13 protein-coding genes are annotated in these 15,299 nt (G+C 38.0%); all 13 read right to left on the bottom strand.

The features are described 5' to 3' along the window. Nucleotides 1-78: 78 nt before the first annotated feature. Genes ftsA through mraZ form a run of 13 tightly spaced genes read right to left on the bottom strand, consistent with a single transcriptional unit; the run spans nucleotide 79 to nucleotide 14,921 of the window. The gene (gene ftsA, locus J5V48_RS04350; RefSeq protein WP_219937340.1) at nucleotides 79-1,482 is read right to left on the bottom strand and encodes a cell division protein FtsA; all 1,404 of its coding nucleotides are present in this window, start codon (nucleotides 1,480-1,482) and stop codon (nucleotides 79-81) included. A gap of 20 nt (nucleotides 1,483-1,502) precedes the next feature. Beyond that, nucleotides 1,503-2,231, bottom strand: coding sequence for a cell division protein FtsQ/DivIB (locus J5V48_RS04345; RefSeq protein WP_219937339.1), 729 nt, complete (start codon nucleotides 2,229-2,231; stop codon nucleotides 1,503-1,505). A 15-nt stretch (nucleotides 2,232-2,246) separates the two neighbouring features. Next, nucleotides 2,247-3,674: a UDP-N-acetylmuramate--L-alanine ligase gene (gene murC / locus J5V48_RS04340; RefSeq protein ID WP_255557712.1), complete on the bottom strand. Its 1,428-nt coding sequence runs from the start codon at nucleotides 3,672-3,674 to the stop codon at nucleotides 2,247-2,249. Nucleotides 3,675-3,678: 4 nt separating this feature from the next. Further along, nucleotides 3,679-4,743 carry an undecaprenyldiphospho-muramoylpentapeptide beta-N-acetylglucosaminyltransferase gene (murG, locus tag J5V48_RS04335; RefSeq protein WP_219937337.1) on the bottom strand — a complete coding sequence of 355 codons (1,065 nt, stop codon included), beginning with the start codon at nucleotides 4,741-4,743 and terminating at the stop codon, nucleotides 3,679-3,681. Further along, nucleotides 4,733-5,887, bottom strand: a complete 1,155-nt coding sequence (gene ftsW, locus J5V48_RS04330) for a putative lipid II flippase FtsW (RefSeq protein WP_219937336.1) — start codon at nucleotides 5,885-5,887, stop codon at nucleotides 4,733-4,735. Before ftsW ends, murG begins: the two co-directional genes overlap by 11 nt. Nucleotides 5,888-5,898: 11 nt before the next feature. After that, nucleotides 5,899-7,230 (bottom strand): UDP-N-acetylmuramoyl-L-alanine--D-glutamate ligase, encoded by a 1,332-nt coding sequence (gene murD, locus J5V48_RS04325; protein WP_219937335.1) that lies wholly within the window; start codon nucleotides 7,228-7,230, stop codon nucleotides 5,899-5,901. 15 nt (nucleotides 7,231-7,245) lie between these two features. After that, a complete protein-coding gene (gene mraY / locus J5V48_RS04320) occupies nucleotides 7,246-8,328 on the bottom strand; it encodes a phospho-N-acetylmuramoyl-pentapeptide-transferase (RefSeq protein WP_219937334.1) in 1,083 nt (360 codons plus the stop codon). Continuing rightward, entirely contained in the window at nucleotides 8,322-9,701 is a 1,380-nt protein-coding gene (locus tag J5V48_RS04315; protein WP_219937333.1) for a UDP-N-acetylmuramoyl-tripeptide--D-alanyl-D-alanine ligase, read from the bottom strand. Before J5V48_RS04315 ends, mraY begins: the two co-directional genes overlap by 7 nt. Further along, the gene (locus tag J5V48_RS04310) at nucleotides 9,694-11,202 is read right to left on the bottom strand and encodes a UDP-N-acetylmuramoyl-L-alanyl-D-glutamate--2,6-diaminopimelate ligase (RefSeq protein ID WP_219937332.1); all 1,509 of its coding nucleotides are present in this window, start codon (nucleotides 11,200-11,202) and stop codon (nucleotides 9,694-9,696) included. The genes J5V48_RS04315 and J5V48_RS04310 overlap by 8 nt, the downstream gene beginning before the upstream one ends. A 6-nt stretch (nucleotides 11,203-11,208) precedes the next feature. Beyond that, nucleotides 11,209-12,912 (bottom strand): peptidoglycan D,D-transpeptidase FtsI family protein, encoded by a 1,704-nt coding sequence (locus J5V48_RS04305; protein ID WP_219937331.1) that lies wholly within the window; start codon nucleotides 12,910-12,912, stop codon nucleotides 11,209-11,211. A 1-nt stretch (nucleotide 12,913) separates the two neighbouring features. Continuing rightward, nucleotides 12,914-13,483: a cell division protein FtsL gene (locus J5V48_RS04300; protein WP_219937330.1), complete on the bottom strand. Its 570-nt coding sequence runs from the start codon at nucleotides 13,481-13,483 to the stop codon at nucleotides 12,914-12,916. 2 nt (nucleotides 13,484-13,485) lie between these two features. Then, complete coding sequence (rsmH, locus tag J5V48_RS04295) at nucleotides 13,486-14,436, bottom strand: 16S rRNA (cytosine(1402)-N(4))-methyltransferase RsmH (RefSeq protein WP_219937329.1); 951 nt, start codon at nucleotides 14,434-14,436, stop codon at nucleotides 13,486-13,488. 2 nt (nucleotides 14,437-14,438) lie between these two features. Continuing rightward, nucleotides 14,439-14,921, bottom strand: a complete 483-nt coding sequence (mraZ, locus tag J5V48_RS04290; RefSeq protein ID WP_219937328.1) for a division/cell wall cluster transcriptional repressor MraZ — start codon at nucleotides 14,919-14,921, stop codon at nucleotides 14,439-14,441. Nucleotides 14,922-15,299 lie beyond the last annotated feature (378 nt).

The raw sequence follows: 15,299 nt of genomic DNA, 5'->3' as shown, positions 1-15,299 counted from the left end.
ATATTTACCATAACTGTCCGTAAATGTAGATAAATTTTGGTGTTAGCTCACGTAATATTCTAAATTTCAAAAATTCTATTAGAATACTTCTCTTTTTATCCAGTTTTTCATTGCATTTATCTTAGAACCGATACCTGGACCTGAACTGTATCCAATTCCATCAGTTTTAGAGAACTGATTTGGATTATCGGCTATATGAGATCTGATTATTCCAAGTGCTACAGCCTTGTCTGGATAATTTAATTCCTCTGGACGCTCTAAGGCTGAGTTATAGGCTTTTACACCGATTGGTAAACCTAGTTTTGCCTTTGGTGAAATCTTTACTTGGCTGTACTTGTTGCTTTCATTATTCTTGAAAATCACCCATTCTACAAGATTTGCTATATCTTTAAGATGTGAACCACCGCCTACTAGTACAACGCCGGCATCTAACTTATACTTAATCTTGTTCTTTTCCCTGTTATCAATCTTATTCTCAAGCTCACGCAGTATTGAAGTGAACATTTCATATACAGCCTGAGATATAAGCCTTGAAAGATCTGTTCTGCTGATAACCGGCAAAGATGGATTGGTCTGTCTTAATTCATACATTACATCATCTGATGCCTGATCGCTGTTTTCAAGACGTTTTGGATTTGCCTGTCCATATTTAATCTTGATATATTCAGCTTCACGCATATCGATTCTAAGTGATGAAGCAATATACTTGGTTATAAAGTCACCGCCCTCGCTGATTCCAAAAGATAGTTTCTGGTTTCTTTCTGCAAATAAAGTGATGGTTGTTGTACTTGCACCTATATCTACCAATAGGCAGCCTAATTCCTTATCAGAATCGCTTAACACTAATGATGCAGCAGCATTACCATCAAACACAATTGAGGTGGACTCAATTGTATTTGACACATTTCTGATAATCATATCGACATTCTTAAGATAGATCTTGTTGCAGGCAATAAAATGAACCTTTGCTACCAGTTTTCTTGCATACAGGCCAATAGGATTAATCAGATTCTTGTTACTTCCAGATTCATATTCTTGTGGAATGATATGAACAATGCTGTATTCATTGAGATTGATGTTACTTACAGAATCCTGTGCATCCTTGATTGCAGCATTTCTGTCAAATGCAGTTATCTGATTATTCTGAACAGTGGTTTGCCCCTCACCTGATCCTGATTTTATGTAACAGCCACATACATTAGTCACAATGGATTTAATCTCAACATTGAACTTCTGCTGGAAAGTAGAAATCAGATCTGCAATTGTGTTTGCAAGCAACTGAGGATCAGCTACAGTACCATTTTTTACACCGCGACTTTGTATTTCCTGATAACCGGTTACGGTTATTGTAAGGTTATTATTGTCGACAATACCTGAAACAAGTCTTATTTTTCTTGATCCGATATCAAGAGCAAAAATTTGATTGCCGGAGTTTGAGGCAACAACCGGATACTGATTCTGTTTCTTGCTAAATAACGACATCTTTATCTCTTTCCTGATAATTATTTTCTGCCAATGGCAAAGCCCACATCGTACCTTAAATCGATATAATCAACATCATTTATATCAACATCAGCTTTTGGAAATGCCCTAATAAATCGGTCAAGGCGCTTTATTCCCTGATCTTTATCGCGACCAATAATCAGTCTTACTCCATTTTCAAGAGTAATTGTATAACTTCTGACATTATCAAGTCTTAGCTCAACAAGCTGATATGGAGAATTATCTAATTTTCTTACAAATGCTATAGCAGTTTCATAGACTTCTGTACACAGATCATCAGAATAAGCGCCTAGTTTCACAAAATTTCTGTGAAGAGATGACATGTCAGGATAAAAAATGCTCTTTGTTTTTGCATCATAAAGTCCGTTGTCATTCCAGATTGCAAAAGGGACGTGCTCAACAATAGCCACTTTGATAGTATCAGGCATCTGTTTTGCTACTGCCACCTGTGCAATCCAAGGCTCTTTCATGATCTCGTTTTTAAGCTCGTTTACAGGACAGGTTGCGATATTTCTTTCACCACAGACTTTGCCTGTAATATCTGCAATCTGTTTTTTTGTAACCTGAGTGAGCACACCATCAATATGCACCGCCCTTACAGGAAGTGCATTTGAATTGTACAAAAATGAGCCTATGAGCTGATCACCTTTAAAGAGTAAAAAGCTTATGAATATCAAGAATACGATTCCTAATATCACATACAGTGCTTTTTTCCTCTTTGGCTGCATTTTTAATCCTTACAACTATGCTTTCTGCCAGATATTGCTCAGATTTCTTGCAACCTGAACCACATTACCTGCACCCTGGGTAATCACAAGTGATCCGTCAGAAACAATGCGCTCTAAAAGTTCAGGAACCTCATCTACAGTCTCAACAAAATGAGGCTCGATTTTACCCTGAAGTCTTATTGACATGCAAAGATGTCTGCCATCAGCACCATTGATTGGCTCTTCACCTGCAGGATATACTTCAACTAAAATCAGTTTATCCACTTCCTGAAGGATCTTTACAAAGTCTTCATATAGATCTCTTGTTCTTGTATAACGATGAGGCTGGAATACCATAACAAGCTCTTTTTCAGGATATGCAAGTCTTGCAGCCTTGATTGTTGCAAGAACCTCTGTTGGATGATGACCGTAATCATCAACAAGAGTAAGGTGATTTCCTGATTTATTGATGAAATCACCATAATTCTGAAATCTTCTGCCAACCCCCTTGAAGCCCTTGAGAGCATCAATAATCACTTGCTCGCTGATACCTTCTTCTATTGCAACTGCAACAGCTGCAGCAGCGTTCTTTGCCATATGAATACCAGGAACAGGAAGTGTAATATCAAGTGAAGGTCCGTTCTTTCTTACAATGGTGAATGTAGACTGTGGACCGCTTTCTTTAAAGTTTGTCACTCTAAAATCTGCATCCTCTGACTCACCATAGGTAACAACTGTTCTTCCAATATCAGGAATGATCTTTCTTACATTTGGATCATCAATGCATACTACTGCAACACCATAGAATGGAAGGTTGTGCAGGAATTCAACAAATGTCTTAACAAGGTTGTTAAAATCACCTCCATAGGTTGAAAGATGATCAGCTTCTATGTTGGTTACAACAGTCATCATTGGCTGAAGATGCAAGAATGATGCATCAGATTCATCAGCCTCTGCAATAAGATATCTTCCAGTACCAAGACGTGCATTGGTGCCAGCTGAATTTAAAAGACCACCGATAACAAAGGTTGGATCAAGTTTTGCCTGTGCATAAATAGATGCAATAAGACTTGTTGTGGTTGTCTTGCCATGTGTTCCTGAAACAGCAATACCGTAGCGGTAGCGCATAAGTTCACCTAGCATTTCAGCTCTTCTTACTACAGGAATATGCTGTTCAATTGCAGCATCAACCTCAGGATTTCCTTTGTGAATTGCAGATGAAACTACAACTACAGAAGCACCATCGACATTTGATTTCTTATGACCGATAAATACCTCAATACCAAGAGATTTAAGACGCTGTGTAACTTTGCTGTCTGCAATATCAGAACCAGATACAGCATAACCTTCGTTTCGAAGAACCTCAGCAATACCGCACATACCGGCACCGCCGATACCTACAAAATGAATTCTCTTTACTTTGTGCATCAATGGCACGTTATATAATTCTGTATGTGTATTCATGTTATCAAACTAACTCTTTTATAATTTCTACTGCTTTTTCTGTTGCATTGAGTTTTGCACAGTGTTTTGCGTTTTGAGACATTTGCTCGAGTTTTGCTCTGTTATTATTCAAATCATTTATTGTATTGAACAGAATCTCTGATGTCAGTTCGTGCTGTCTGAAAATTACAGCACCACCTTCTTTCTGAACGAAGCTTGCATTCTTGTACTGATGATCATCAACTGCTGTTGGAAGTGGCACAAATATGGCAGGAACACCTGCGCATGTAACCTCAGCAACTGTAAGTGCACCTGCTCGACAGATAATAAGATCTGTATTCTTATAAAGGTCATCCATATCATCAACAAAATCACTTACACTTACGTCAAATGCTGCTTTCTGATAAGCTTTTTTCACATTTTCAGAATTTCCTTTTCCGCACTGATGAACAACCTTAATTGAATCTGATTTGAAATTCATTAAAGCCTCAGGCACAATCTCGTTGAGTGCTCTTGCACCAAGAGAACCTCCGATAATGGAAATCTTAAGAGGATTTAAAGTGAAATCTCTTACAAGCTCATTGAGTTTTACAATACTCTCTCTTACAGGATTTCCAACAACAGTAACCTTACTTCCAGTAAAAGCACCGGGGAAACCTAATAAAGCCCGCTTTGCAATCTTGAATAAAAGACGGTTTGTAAGTCCAGCCTTTGCATTCTGCTCATGCAATACTACAGGAATGCCTTGTAAATAGGCTGCAACACCACCAGGACCTGAGGCATAGCCACCCATGCCAAGCACAACTTGAGGTCTGAATTTTTTGATTACCCTCTTTGCCTGAAGTACAGCCTTTAAAACCATAAAAGGAGCAGATAACTTTGTTCTTACTCCATTTTTTCTAATTCCCTTTACATCGATATATTCAATATCAATGCCGTATTTAGGAACAAGCTGTTCTTCCATTCTGCCTCTTGTTCCAAGCCATAGGATCTGACAACCTTCATCCATAAGTTTTTTGGCAATAGCAAGAGCAGGAAACACATGTCCACCTGTTCCACCTGCCATTATTAAAACTCTTTTAAGCTCCATTTATTTTCTCATCTCCAATTAATCCTAACTTCCACTGATAGTCTATGCGCAGCAAAATAGCTACAGCTATGGAGCAGACCATCAAGGATGAGCCACCATAACTTACAAGCGGCAAAGTCAGACCTTTAGTTGGGATAGCTGCAGTTGCTGCACCAACATTGATAAAGGTCTGAAGAGAAAACCATATACCAATACCTAAAGCGACATATCCTTCAAAACATACATTGTTCCCAAGGATTTTAAATGCAATGCTGATTGCCTTGTATACCAGTATCAGCTCAAGTGCAATAAGAATTACCACACCGATGAAGCCAAGCTCTTCACCGATTACAGCAGTAATAAAATCAGTATGAGCCTCTGGGATATATCCAAGTTTCTGATAAGAGTTACCAAGGCCTTCACCGAAAAGTCCGCCTCTTCCGTATGCCATAAGTGACTGAGTAAGCTGATATCCAGATCCTTGAGAATCCTTCCATGGATCCAAAAAGGCTGTGATTCTTTTCATTCTGTAGTCAGATGGCAAAACGAATAGAGCAAAAACAGCAGCACCGATGCCACCGAAAACAAACATCTTGTTAAGACCAAGGCCTGCAGCAAACAATACTGCTGTTGTAATAACCAAAATTACTGTTGCAGAGCCAAGATCAGACTGCAAATAACAAAGACCCAGCATTGTTCCTATAAAAAGTGCAGGAATAACACTAAAATCTGACAGAAACTTTTTAAAAGGGTCGGATAGCTTTTTTACTCTTTTTGCAATAAAACTTGAGAAATAAAGGATCCAAAACAGTTTTAAAAATTCAGACGGTTGAGCATTCATGAAACCTAAAGACAACCATCGTTTAGCACCATTGATTTCTCGACCGAATATGCAGGTCATGATCATCATAACTATTGCAAGAATAAAAAGGTACGGAGCGGCCTTTTTGTAAAAATCTGTCTGCACAGTAAGTGCAATGAGAGCTAGAACAACTGACATTACAACAGATATAAGATGCTTTTTCATCTGAAACATGGAATCGCCGTATTTCATCATTGATTCCATGATAGATGCAGAACTTATTGCAATAATGCCAACACAGATCAGAATAAGAGCATCAACCAGGATAACTCTGTCAAAACTTGATCTGCTCTTTATTGCCATAAAAGATCCTCTTAAGACTCTAGTGATGAAACCAGCTCAACAAAAACCTGCCCTCTGTGTTCAAATCCTTTGAACTGATCAAAAGATGCACATGCAGGTGATAGGAGCACAGCCTGACCAGATCTTGCAATCTCCTTGCTTCTGTTTAGAGCCTCCTGCATTGTTTCAACATTGATGCAGTACTCTGAACTTAAATCAAGGATCTGCTGTTTGTCTTTTCCAAAACAGAATACCTTGCTTATCTCTTTACCAAGATATTTCTTTAGAGGAGTAAAATCCTGCCCTTTACCAAGACCACCAGCTAACAGAATAATTCCATTCTTGTGTAGGTCACGAAGACCTGCAATAGCAGCCTCTGTTGATGCAACATTTGTAGCTTTTGAATCATTGTAGTAGCTTACGTCATTTAAAACTTTTACAAGCTGGCATCTGTGAGGAAGACCTGTGAATGTTCTTAAAGCTTCTACCTGAGCTTTTCTGTCAATTCCAACACTGTCAGCTAAAGCCATACAAGCAAGTGCATTCAGGTAATTGTGCTCGCCATAAATCTTAAGTTCATTAACATTTAAGATTCGTTTTGAATCAACAGTCAGATATGTTGCAAAAATAGTTTTTTCAAGACCATACTCCTTGTAGTCAGAGCCAAATGATTTGATCTTGTAATCGCCTTTTAAAATTGGCTTTGTTCTTTCATCCTGTCTGTTGATGATGATATTCTGTGCGTTGTGGTATGCAACCTGCTTTGCCATTGCATACTCTTCAATGGAACCATGATAACGATCAAGATGATCCTCTGATACGTTAAGGATGGTTGCAGCCTTTAGCTTTAAAGATACGCATGTTTCAAGCTCGAAACTTGATAGTTCAAGAACATAAAGTTCGATATCATCAGAGAGAATGTCAAAAACAGGAATACCAATATTTCCACCAAGACCAACCTTGATGTTTGCTACATTTGCCATGTAAGCAACAAGAGATGTAACCGTTGATTTACCGTTTGAACCTGTGATACCAACAATTGGAGCCTTAGCTACTCTAGCAAACAGTTCAATATCACCTACAATTTCAACACCACAGCTCTTTGCATAAGCTATCTCTTCTTGATAGATACTTATACCAGGTCCTATTACAACCATGTCATAAGTAGCAAGAACCTCTTTATCCAGAGGACCTAAATGCAGATCGATACCTACAGGCAGATCTGAAATATGTGGAGGATTCTGTCTTGTGTCAAAAGCTGTAAACTTTTTGAGATCATGCTTTATCAGATATCTGATAACAGAAATGTTGGACATTCCAAGTCCAACAACAGCAACTTTTTTCTGATTTAATGATGTGTCCATAATAGCCTTCATTTTTTATCTGAGTTTGAGAGTTACAAGGCCTAATAAAACAAGTACGATTGTGATGATCCAGAATCTTGCCATAACTCTTGGCTCTGGCCAGCCACCCTTTTCAAAGTGATGATGAATAGGAGCCATTCTGAAAATACGCTTGCCTCTCATCTTGTATGAACCAACCTGAAGCATTACAGAAATAGTTTCTAAAACAAAGATACCGCCCATAATGAAAAGCAGAATTTCCTGACGGATGAGAACTGCAATCATACCTAAAACAGCACCTAATGATAATGAACCTACATCGCCCATGAATACCTGTGCTGGATATGAGTTGTACCAAAGGAAGCCTAAACCTGCACCAACAATTGCTGTACATGCGATTGTCACTTCAGTTGCATTTGGTACATAAGGAATATACAGATAATTTGCAAAGTTTGCATTGGAAGTTGCCCATGCAACAATACCAAGTCCTGTTGCAACGGTAATTGTTGTAATAATTGCAAGACCGTCAAGACCGTCTGTCAGGTTAACCGCATTTGATGAACCTGTAAGCACAAAATAGGCAAGAGGAATAAGGATAAAGCCTAAATCAGGCATAAAATCCTTAAAGAAAGGTATTACGAAAGTGGTTTCAGCAGAACTCTTTGCACCGCCGTAAATACAGCATGCAAGAATAATTGCAATAGCTGACTGCCAGAAGTACTTGTACTTTGCTCTAAGTCCATGAGGATCGTGGCGAACAACTTTCAGATAATCATCTGAAAAACCAATTGCCGCATAGCCTATAAGTGTGGCAAGAATATACCATACATATGTATTATCAAGATGGCACCACAGGAGCATTGAAACTGCTATTGAACCTACGATAAGAACACCGCCCATTGTTGGAGTTCCGTTTTTTGAAAGATGAGACTGAGGGCCGTCATCTCTTACTACCTGACCAAAATGCAGAAGCTGTAGCTTTTTAATCAGATATGGTCCAAAGCATAATGAAATTACTAAAGCTGTAAACAGTGACATTACAGCTCTGAATGTTAAATAGTCAAAAACTCTGAATGATGGGACATACTCATCAAGATACTGTGATAAAAGAACTAGCATGTTCTCTCTCCTGATTTATTTATTCTCTCTACGATTTCATCCATATGCATACTATGAGAGCCTTTTACAAGGAAAGTCACATGCTCATATCTGCCTATTAGAGTGAGTGCATATTTTACGAGATCTTCTCGGGTTTTAAAATGTTTTGATATCTGTTTTGCTATAGAACAAGTGCTTTTTGAAAGTTCTCCTACACACAGAATTTCATCCACCTTTGTCAAAGCATGCTCGCCTACCTTTTCATGCAAACTTACAGCACTGTCACCTAGCTCACCCATATCACCAAAAACAAGTACTCTATGCCCCTTATAGGCACTTAAAGTATCAATACCGGCAATTACTGCGTTGTAGCTTGCATTATAGGCATCATCTATTACTGTCATATTTGCATGATTTGTAACAGTAAGTCTGCCTTTAAGAGAAGATGCTTTTTCAAGACCTGTTTTTAAAGTTCTATCCTTAGCACCTGAAATAAGTGAAAGAGCACAGGCTGCAGCTGCATTATAGGCATTGTGCAGACCTATAACATTCATTGTTGTGCTAAAGGAGCTCTCTTGTGTTGTAATATCAAAACACAGAGAATCCTCATTCTGCTTGATGGAACTTACCTTCACAAAATCATTGTCATTTGTTCCAAATGTCAGAAGATTTCCTGATCTGAAAGCCGCTGCAAAGTCTGAACGCCATCTGTCAGCATAAGGTGAATCCGATGGTACTACTGCTTTTTTACCTCTTGATAAAACATCATCAAGAATTTCTGACTTGCCATGATATACACCATCTTGAGAGCCAAATCCTTCAATGTGAGCTGAACCTACATTGTTGATAAGGGCTGTATCAGCTTTTAAAAACTCACATGTATGAGCAATATCATAAAGATGAGATGCTCCCTGCTCTACAACTGCAAAATCATAGGTGTTATCAAGTCTTAAAAGAGTTAATGGCACACCAATATCATTGTTGAAGTTACCAAAAGTGCACATGCTGTTGCCATTTTCTGACAGAATTGAATTGGTAAATTCCTTTACTGTGGTTTTACCGCATGAACCTGTAAGTGATGCAATGGTACCTTTGAATTTACGTCTTACAAGATATGAACAGTAACCTAGTGCCTTTTGTGTGTCATCACAAAGAACAGCACTGATACCATTTGGTAAGTTATTTGCAACCTTTGAACATAAAACTGCAACAGCTCCATTTTCTATAGCCTTTGCAATAAAATCATGTCCATCAAAACGCTCGCCTGCAAGAGCAACAAAAAGTGCATCCTTACAGTCACGAGAATCTGTACTTACTTTATTGATTTGCTTGTCTTCGCCACTAAGTTTGTAGTTAGCAAAAATACACAGTTCTGATAATGAAAAACTAATCACACTTGACTCCTAATAATCTGCAGGCTATTTCCCTATCAGAAAAGTGAATGGTTTTATCCTTAAAAATCTGATAATCCTCATGACCTTTTCCGGCAATCACAATACAGTCATTCTCTGTTGCCTTGCTAAAGGCGTATTCAATTGCCTTTTCTCTGTCTTCAATCATTACAACATTATCAGCCTGAGCAACACCTAATGCCATATCATCCAATATTGCCTTTGGATCTTCCGTTCTTGGGTTATCTGATGTAAATACTGCTCTGTCAGCATAGATAGATGCCTTGATAGCCATGATAGGACGCTTTCCCTTGTCTCTGTCGCCACCACAACCTAAAACCACATAGACAAGGCCATTTGAGAAATGCTGCCTAACACCCCTTAATACCTGCTCGACACCATCTGGTGTATGTGCATAATCAACAATTACATGAGGCTTGCCAGGTGCACTAAAGCACTCCATTCTGCCCTTAATTGGTTTTAAATCTGATGCTGACTGCAACAGTCTGTCAAAATCAAATCCCAAAGATAAAAGAGTTGCTAAGGCACAGGCAAAATTTTCAACATTAAAATGCCCCAGAAGACCTATTTCACATTCTCCTGTACCAAATGATGACTCTATTTCCAGATGAATTGAATGTGGTTTGTAACTGATGTTTCTTATCCACACATATCGTGAGCATTCTAGAAGCTCTGAATATGTATTGAAATCTGAACTGCAAGAATAAGCTATAAACCCAGGAAAATTCTGAGAATATGCTCTACCCTGTTCATTATCAATATTGATTATCACATTCTGTTTTGGAACCATTTTCAGAAAATCTTCTTTTGCCTTTGCATAGTTTTCCATGGTCTTATGATAATCAAGATGATCTCTTGTAAGATTTGTAAATGCTCCGGCTACGAAATGAACTGAATCAACACGACCTTCGCATACACCGATTGAAGATACCTCAAGAGCTGCAAATCTTGCATGCTCATTTACAACATCCCTTAATGCTCTTTGAAGTCTTACAGAATCAATGGTTGTGTTCGCGCTCTTTTTAAGATTAGGTAAAAAACCATAACCTAATGTTCCAAATACAGCGCACTTTCCATAGTTTGCAAGTTCAATCCACTGCGAAATCAGTGTGGTAATGGTGGATTTTCCGTTTGTTCCTGTTATACCGATAAGGCCAAGCTTGTCTGAAGGATCGTCATAAAACCAGGAAGCAAAATCACCAAGAGAACTCTTTTTTGGAATAATGAACAGAGGAATGGTTACATCTTTTAAATATGATGTCGGGATCCTTGTTGTATACTCAATAACTATAGCAGCCGCACCTAAATCCTGAGCTTTTTTTGCAAAAGAAAGGGCATTAACCTTAGTTCCCTTTACTGCTACAAAGACATCATTCTTTTTTATCTGTCTTGAATCCATCTCAAGATTATTCAATTCAACAGAGACATCCTCATTTTCTGGAGTCTTGCCAAAAAACTTATATAAATCAGCTAATTTTTTCATATTTTCCTACTGCTGAGAATTTTCTATCTGTCTGTCAGGTTTTATATTATAAATCTGAAGAGCATGTGACATCACATCTCTGAATACCGGGCCTGAAACCACACCACCGTAGAACTGACCTGCCTTTGGTGCAGAAATAACTACAACAAGCGCAAATCTTGGATCGGAGATTGGTGCAAAACCTGCGAATGTTGAAACATACTCGTTAGAGTATCCTCCAGATTTTGCAATCTTTGCTGTGCCTGTTTTACCTGCTACTCTATATCTTTCAATAGCAGCCTTTCCACCTGTGCCTTCTGAAACTACAGTCTCCAGGGCATTCATCATATATTTTATCTGACGGTGATTTACTATCTGAGCCCCTTCTTGAGGTTTTATCGTTTTTAATACAGAGATAGGTCTTCTGTAACCGCCTGATGCTAATGTTGCATATGCCGAGGCTAACTGTGCTGTTGTAACAGAAATACCATAACCAAAACCCAATGTAGCTTCATCAATTTTTGACCAAAACGATCTGTTTGCATTAAGTTTTCCAGAGCTTTCGCCTGCAAGATATGTTCCTGACTTATGGCCAAAACCAAAATTTTCCACCATCTTAAGTACTTTATGAGGTCCTATTCTCATAGAAAGTCTTGCCATACCGGTATTTGATGAATACTGAATGATATCCTTTAAAGTTCCGCTCTGCATTGCATGAGAGTCACGTACAGTCTTACCATCTACGATAAATGGTCTTGTATCAAAAACCTCATTCCAGCTTGTAGCCTTTGATTCAAGAGCTGCAAGTGCAACTATTGGTTTTAGAGTTGAACCTGGCTCAAATGTATCTGTAATGGTTCTGTTTTTTGCATTATTGCTATCAAAATGAGTTCTATCATTAGGATCAAAAGAAGGTGATGTAACCATAGCCAGAACTTCACCTGTTTTTACATCAACCAAAACAGCACATCCACTGTCAGCCTCATTGCTTGTAACAGCTTCTTCAAGTTTCTGATATGCAAGATCCTGAAGTCTTTGATCCACACTTAAAATGAGATTGCCACCCTGATTACCTTTCTGAACGGTACCAAGATTCTCTACGATATGATTGTATCTATCCTTATTTGCCTTATCCAACTGAGCATGAGATGACAGATAGGAATTAAAGCTCTGCTCCACGCCATAAATACCAGCCCCCTCACCGTTTAAAATTCCAACAAGTGGAGCATTCACTTTACCGGTTGGATAATATCTTTTATAGGTATCAACTAGTATGAGACCTTCTGGGCATATGGCTTTGACAGATGAAGCTTTATCAAAATCAAGATAATGCTTTAAATTTACAAACCTCTTTTTTGGATTTTTGGTTTTCTTGTAAAGAACTTTAATATCAATATCGAGTAAGGATGCAAGCTGATTCATAGCAGCCTTATCCTGATAAACACCAGATTCATGAAGTTTTTTCGGATCGGCATTCACTTCCTTTACAGGAATTGAAAGTGCAAGAATTTTTCCGTTTCTATCAACGATATATCCGCGAGGTGGTTCATAGGAGTAATGACGTACAACTCTGTTATTGCCTTCCTGGATAAGACGATCAGGCGCATAAACCTGCATGTAGAAAAGATGGCCTATTAAATACGCAAATAGGGACGCTATAACGCCCCATATTATTGCTTTTCTGAATGTACCTAACTGTAGTTTTCCAGATTTGGTCTCTATAAGTGACATGCTATCTTAAATCTATTACTGTTTCGTCTTCTGTCTTAACTGCAACCATACCAAGCTTGTTTATTGCTCTGTTTCTGATGATCGAATACTCTGTATAGTTTTCTCTTGTTGCAAGAAGATTCAGCTGCTCTCTCATCAGGGTATCATTATAACGCTTGACCTCATTATATTGAATTGTAAGATCACGAGTTCTTTGAACCTGATGTACTTTTATTACTGAAACAGCTGATACAGCAATAATTAAAGCGTAAGCTACAAAATTTCTAGAAAATTCCTTAAATACTTCCTTTAAAATCTTAGGAGATTTAATCTGCTTTTCAGGATGAAAAGATGCGTAGCTAATCAAAGATACTTCATTATCTGTATTGAAAGACAATGAAGGCGCACTTACATGAATAATCTGTTCAACATCTACACGAGTTTCAACCTCAGGGCTGTTTACCTGAGGAACAACAGGTTTAATATCAGGATTCGCCCTACGACCAAACTGTGGTCTTTGAGACTGACCATCCTTGTCTTTACCTGCAACTGGTTGAGTACTGTTTATTCTAAGTGCAGTTGAATTTTGCATATTTATTGAAGCCTCTTAAGCCTCTGACAGACACGCAAGGTTGCACTGCGTGATCGGACATTGGCAGATATTTCCTCTGAAGTTGCCTTAATGGCTCCTCCTACTGGCTCCACTTTTGCTGTAGCTAGTCTCATTTTTTCTGTTTCTTCAAAAGTCAGAGGTAATCCGTTTGGAACCTTCTGCCCCTGAGACTTATCTTTTATAAATGTTTTTACAATTCTGTCCTCTAATGAATGGAAGGAAATCACACATAACCTACCTTCATCATTTAGAACATCAATGCTGTTTTCTAATGCAGTTTTTAATTCATCAAGCTCTGCATTTACTGCTATGCGAAGAGCCTGGAAGCAACGGGTTGCTTTATGTTTTGGTGTTGGCTTTCCACCAATCACCTTTTTTATAAACTCTGATAACTCAAGAGTTGTTTCAAACGGTTTTCTGTCTCGTTCGCGGACAATTGCAGAGGCTACCTTAGATGCAAAATTTTCCTCTCCGTATACCTTAAAAATATAGGAGAGATCCTGCTTTGAATAGGTGTTTACAATGGTTTTAGCATCAAGTTTTGCGGTCGTGTCCATACGCATATCAAGCGGACCATCCTTTTCAAATGAGAATCCTCTTGAAGGATCATCAATTTGTGGAGATGACACTCCGATATCCATAAGAATACCGTCAACTTTTCCTGCTATACCAAGATCTTCACATACCTCTTTAATTCTAGAAAACGGACTGTGGGTGATACAAAAACGTTCATCCTTTATGTTTCCTGCAGCCTCTATTGCTGTCAAATCACGATCAAGGGCATACAGTCTTCCATTTTCATTTAATCTTTTTAGTATTTCTTTTGAATGTCCACCTCTACCGAATGTTGCATCCACATATATTCCATCAGCCTTGATTCTCATGTTTTCAAGGACTTCATTTAATAAAACCGGAATATGTGAAAATGCCATCGTTACAACCTGAGATCGGATAATACGCTGTGAGTCTCAAGAGATGAAAGTTCAGCTTTAAGCTTGTTCTCATCCTCAGCAATACATGCTTTAAAGTTCTCTTCAGACCTGATTTCGAACTTATTGTTCAAACCAATTAAAAATACTTTCTTTTCAATGCCACAAAGTGCTCTCAATTCTTGAGGTAGCAGAATTCTGCCTTGAGAATCAAGTTGCAGATACACTGCTGATCCTAATATTACTCGCTGTATTGTTCTGCATATTGGATCACTTAGAACTGGTAAGGAGCCTAAGGATTCTGTAACCTCATCAAACTGTTCTTTTCTGTAGAGCCAAAGACATCTGTCAAAAAGGGATCTGGTGACAACCAGCTGACCTTCATTATTTTCCTGAATGCATTTTCTGTATCTTGCAGGCACAGCAAGTCTACCTTTAGAATCTAAAGATATTTCTGTTGTTCCGCAAAAAAATACACCGTCATCCATATGAAGCCAAACCTAAAGGTACACTATATGCCACCTTTTACCACTTTTTCCCATAAGTTTACAGATAAGACAGCTAAAATTCAAGTTTTAAAAGACGGATTTAAAAAGAAAATATATTATATTTCAATAAGTTATTGCTAAGAATATACTAGATAAAGATCCCATTTTTATACAATTTTTTAAGCTAATTTCTTAAAATTAAAAGAAATTTTCCTTACACAAATATAATTAGCTAAGAATTAGGAAGATATTTACAAAAACGTGACTTGACCAAAAATTCATAATTTTTGTTTCCATTTTTTTTGTACCTGTTTAAAACAAACTGTCTTTGCAAAAAAAACTACATTTGCAAAATCCTCATAAAAAAGTATGATCGTA

The sequence above is a fragment of the Succinivibrio faecicola genome, from assembly GCF_019448115.1.
Lineage (GTDB): Bacteria > Pseudomonadota > Gammaproteobacteria > Enterobacterales > Succinivibrionaceae > Succinivibrio > Succinivibrio faecicola.
This window is presented reverse-complemented; position numbering and strand designations above follow the sequence as displayed.

Coding starts and splice junctions, on each gene's coding strand:
- ftsA (WP_219937340.1), bottom strand. CDS start 1,482: ATGTCGTTATTTAGCAAGAAACAGAATCAGTATCCGGTTGTTGCCTCA.
- J5V48_RS04345 (WP_219937339.1), bottom strand. CDS start 2,231: ATGCAGCCAAAGAGGAAAAAAGCACTGTATGTGATATTAGGAATCGTA.
- murC (WP_255557712.1), bottom strand. CDS start 3,674: ATGAATACACATACAGAATTATATAACGTGCCATTGATGCACAAAGTA.
- murG (WP_219937337.1), bottom strand. CDS start 4,743: ATGGAGCTTAAAAGAGTTTTAATAATGGCAGGTGGAACAGGTGGACAT.
- ftsW (WP_219937336.1), bottom strand. CDS start 5,887: ATGGCAATAAAGAGCAGATCAAGTTTTGACAGAGTTATCCTGGTTGAT.
- murD (WP_219937335.1), bottom strand. CDS start 7,230: ATGGACACATCATTAAATCAGAAAAAAGTTGCTGTTGTTGGACTTGGA.
- mraY (WP_219937334.1), bottom strand. CDS start 8,328: ATGCTAGTTCTTTTATCACAGTATCTTGATGAGTATGTCCCATCATTC.
- J5V48_RS04310 (WP_219937332.1), bottom strand. CDS start 11,202: ATGAAAAAATTAGCTGATTTATATAAGTTTTTTGGCAAGACTCCAGAA.
- J5V48_RS04305 (WP_219937331.1), bottom strand. CDS start 12,912: ATGTCACTTATAGAGACCAAATCTGGAAAACTACAGTTAGGTACATTC.
- J5V48_RS04300 (WP_219937330.1), bottom strand. CDS start 13,483: ATGCAAAATTCAACTGCACTTAGAATAAACAGTACTCAACCAGTTGCA.
- rsmH (WP_219937329.1), bottom strand. CDS start 14,436: ATGGCATTTTCACATATTCCGGTTTTATTAAATGAAGTCCTTGAAAAC.
- mraZ (WP_219937328.1), bottom strand. CDS start 14,921: ATGGATGACGGTGTATTTTTTTGCGGAACAACAGAAATATCTTTAGAT.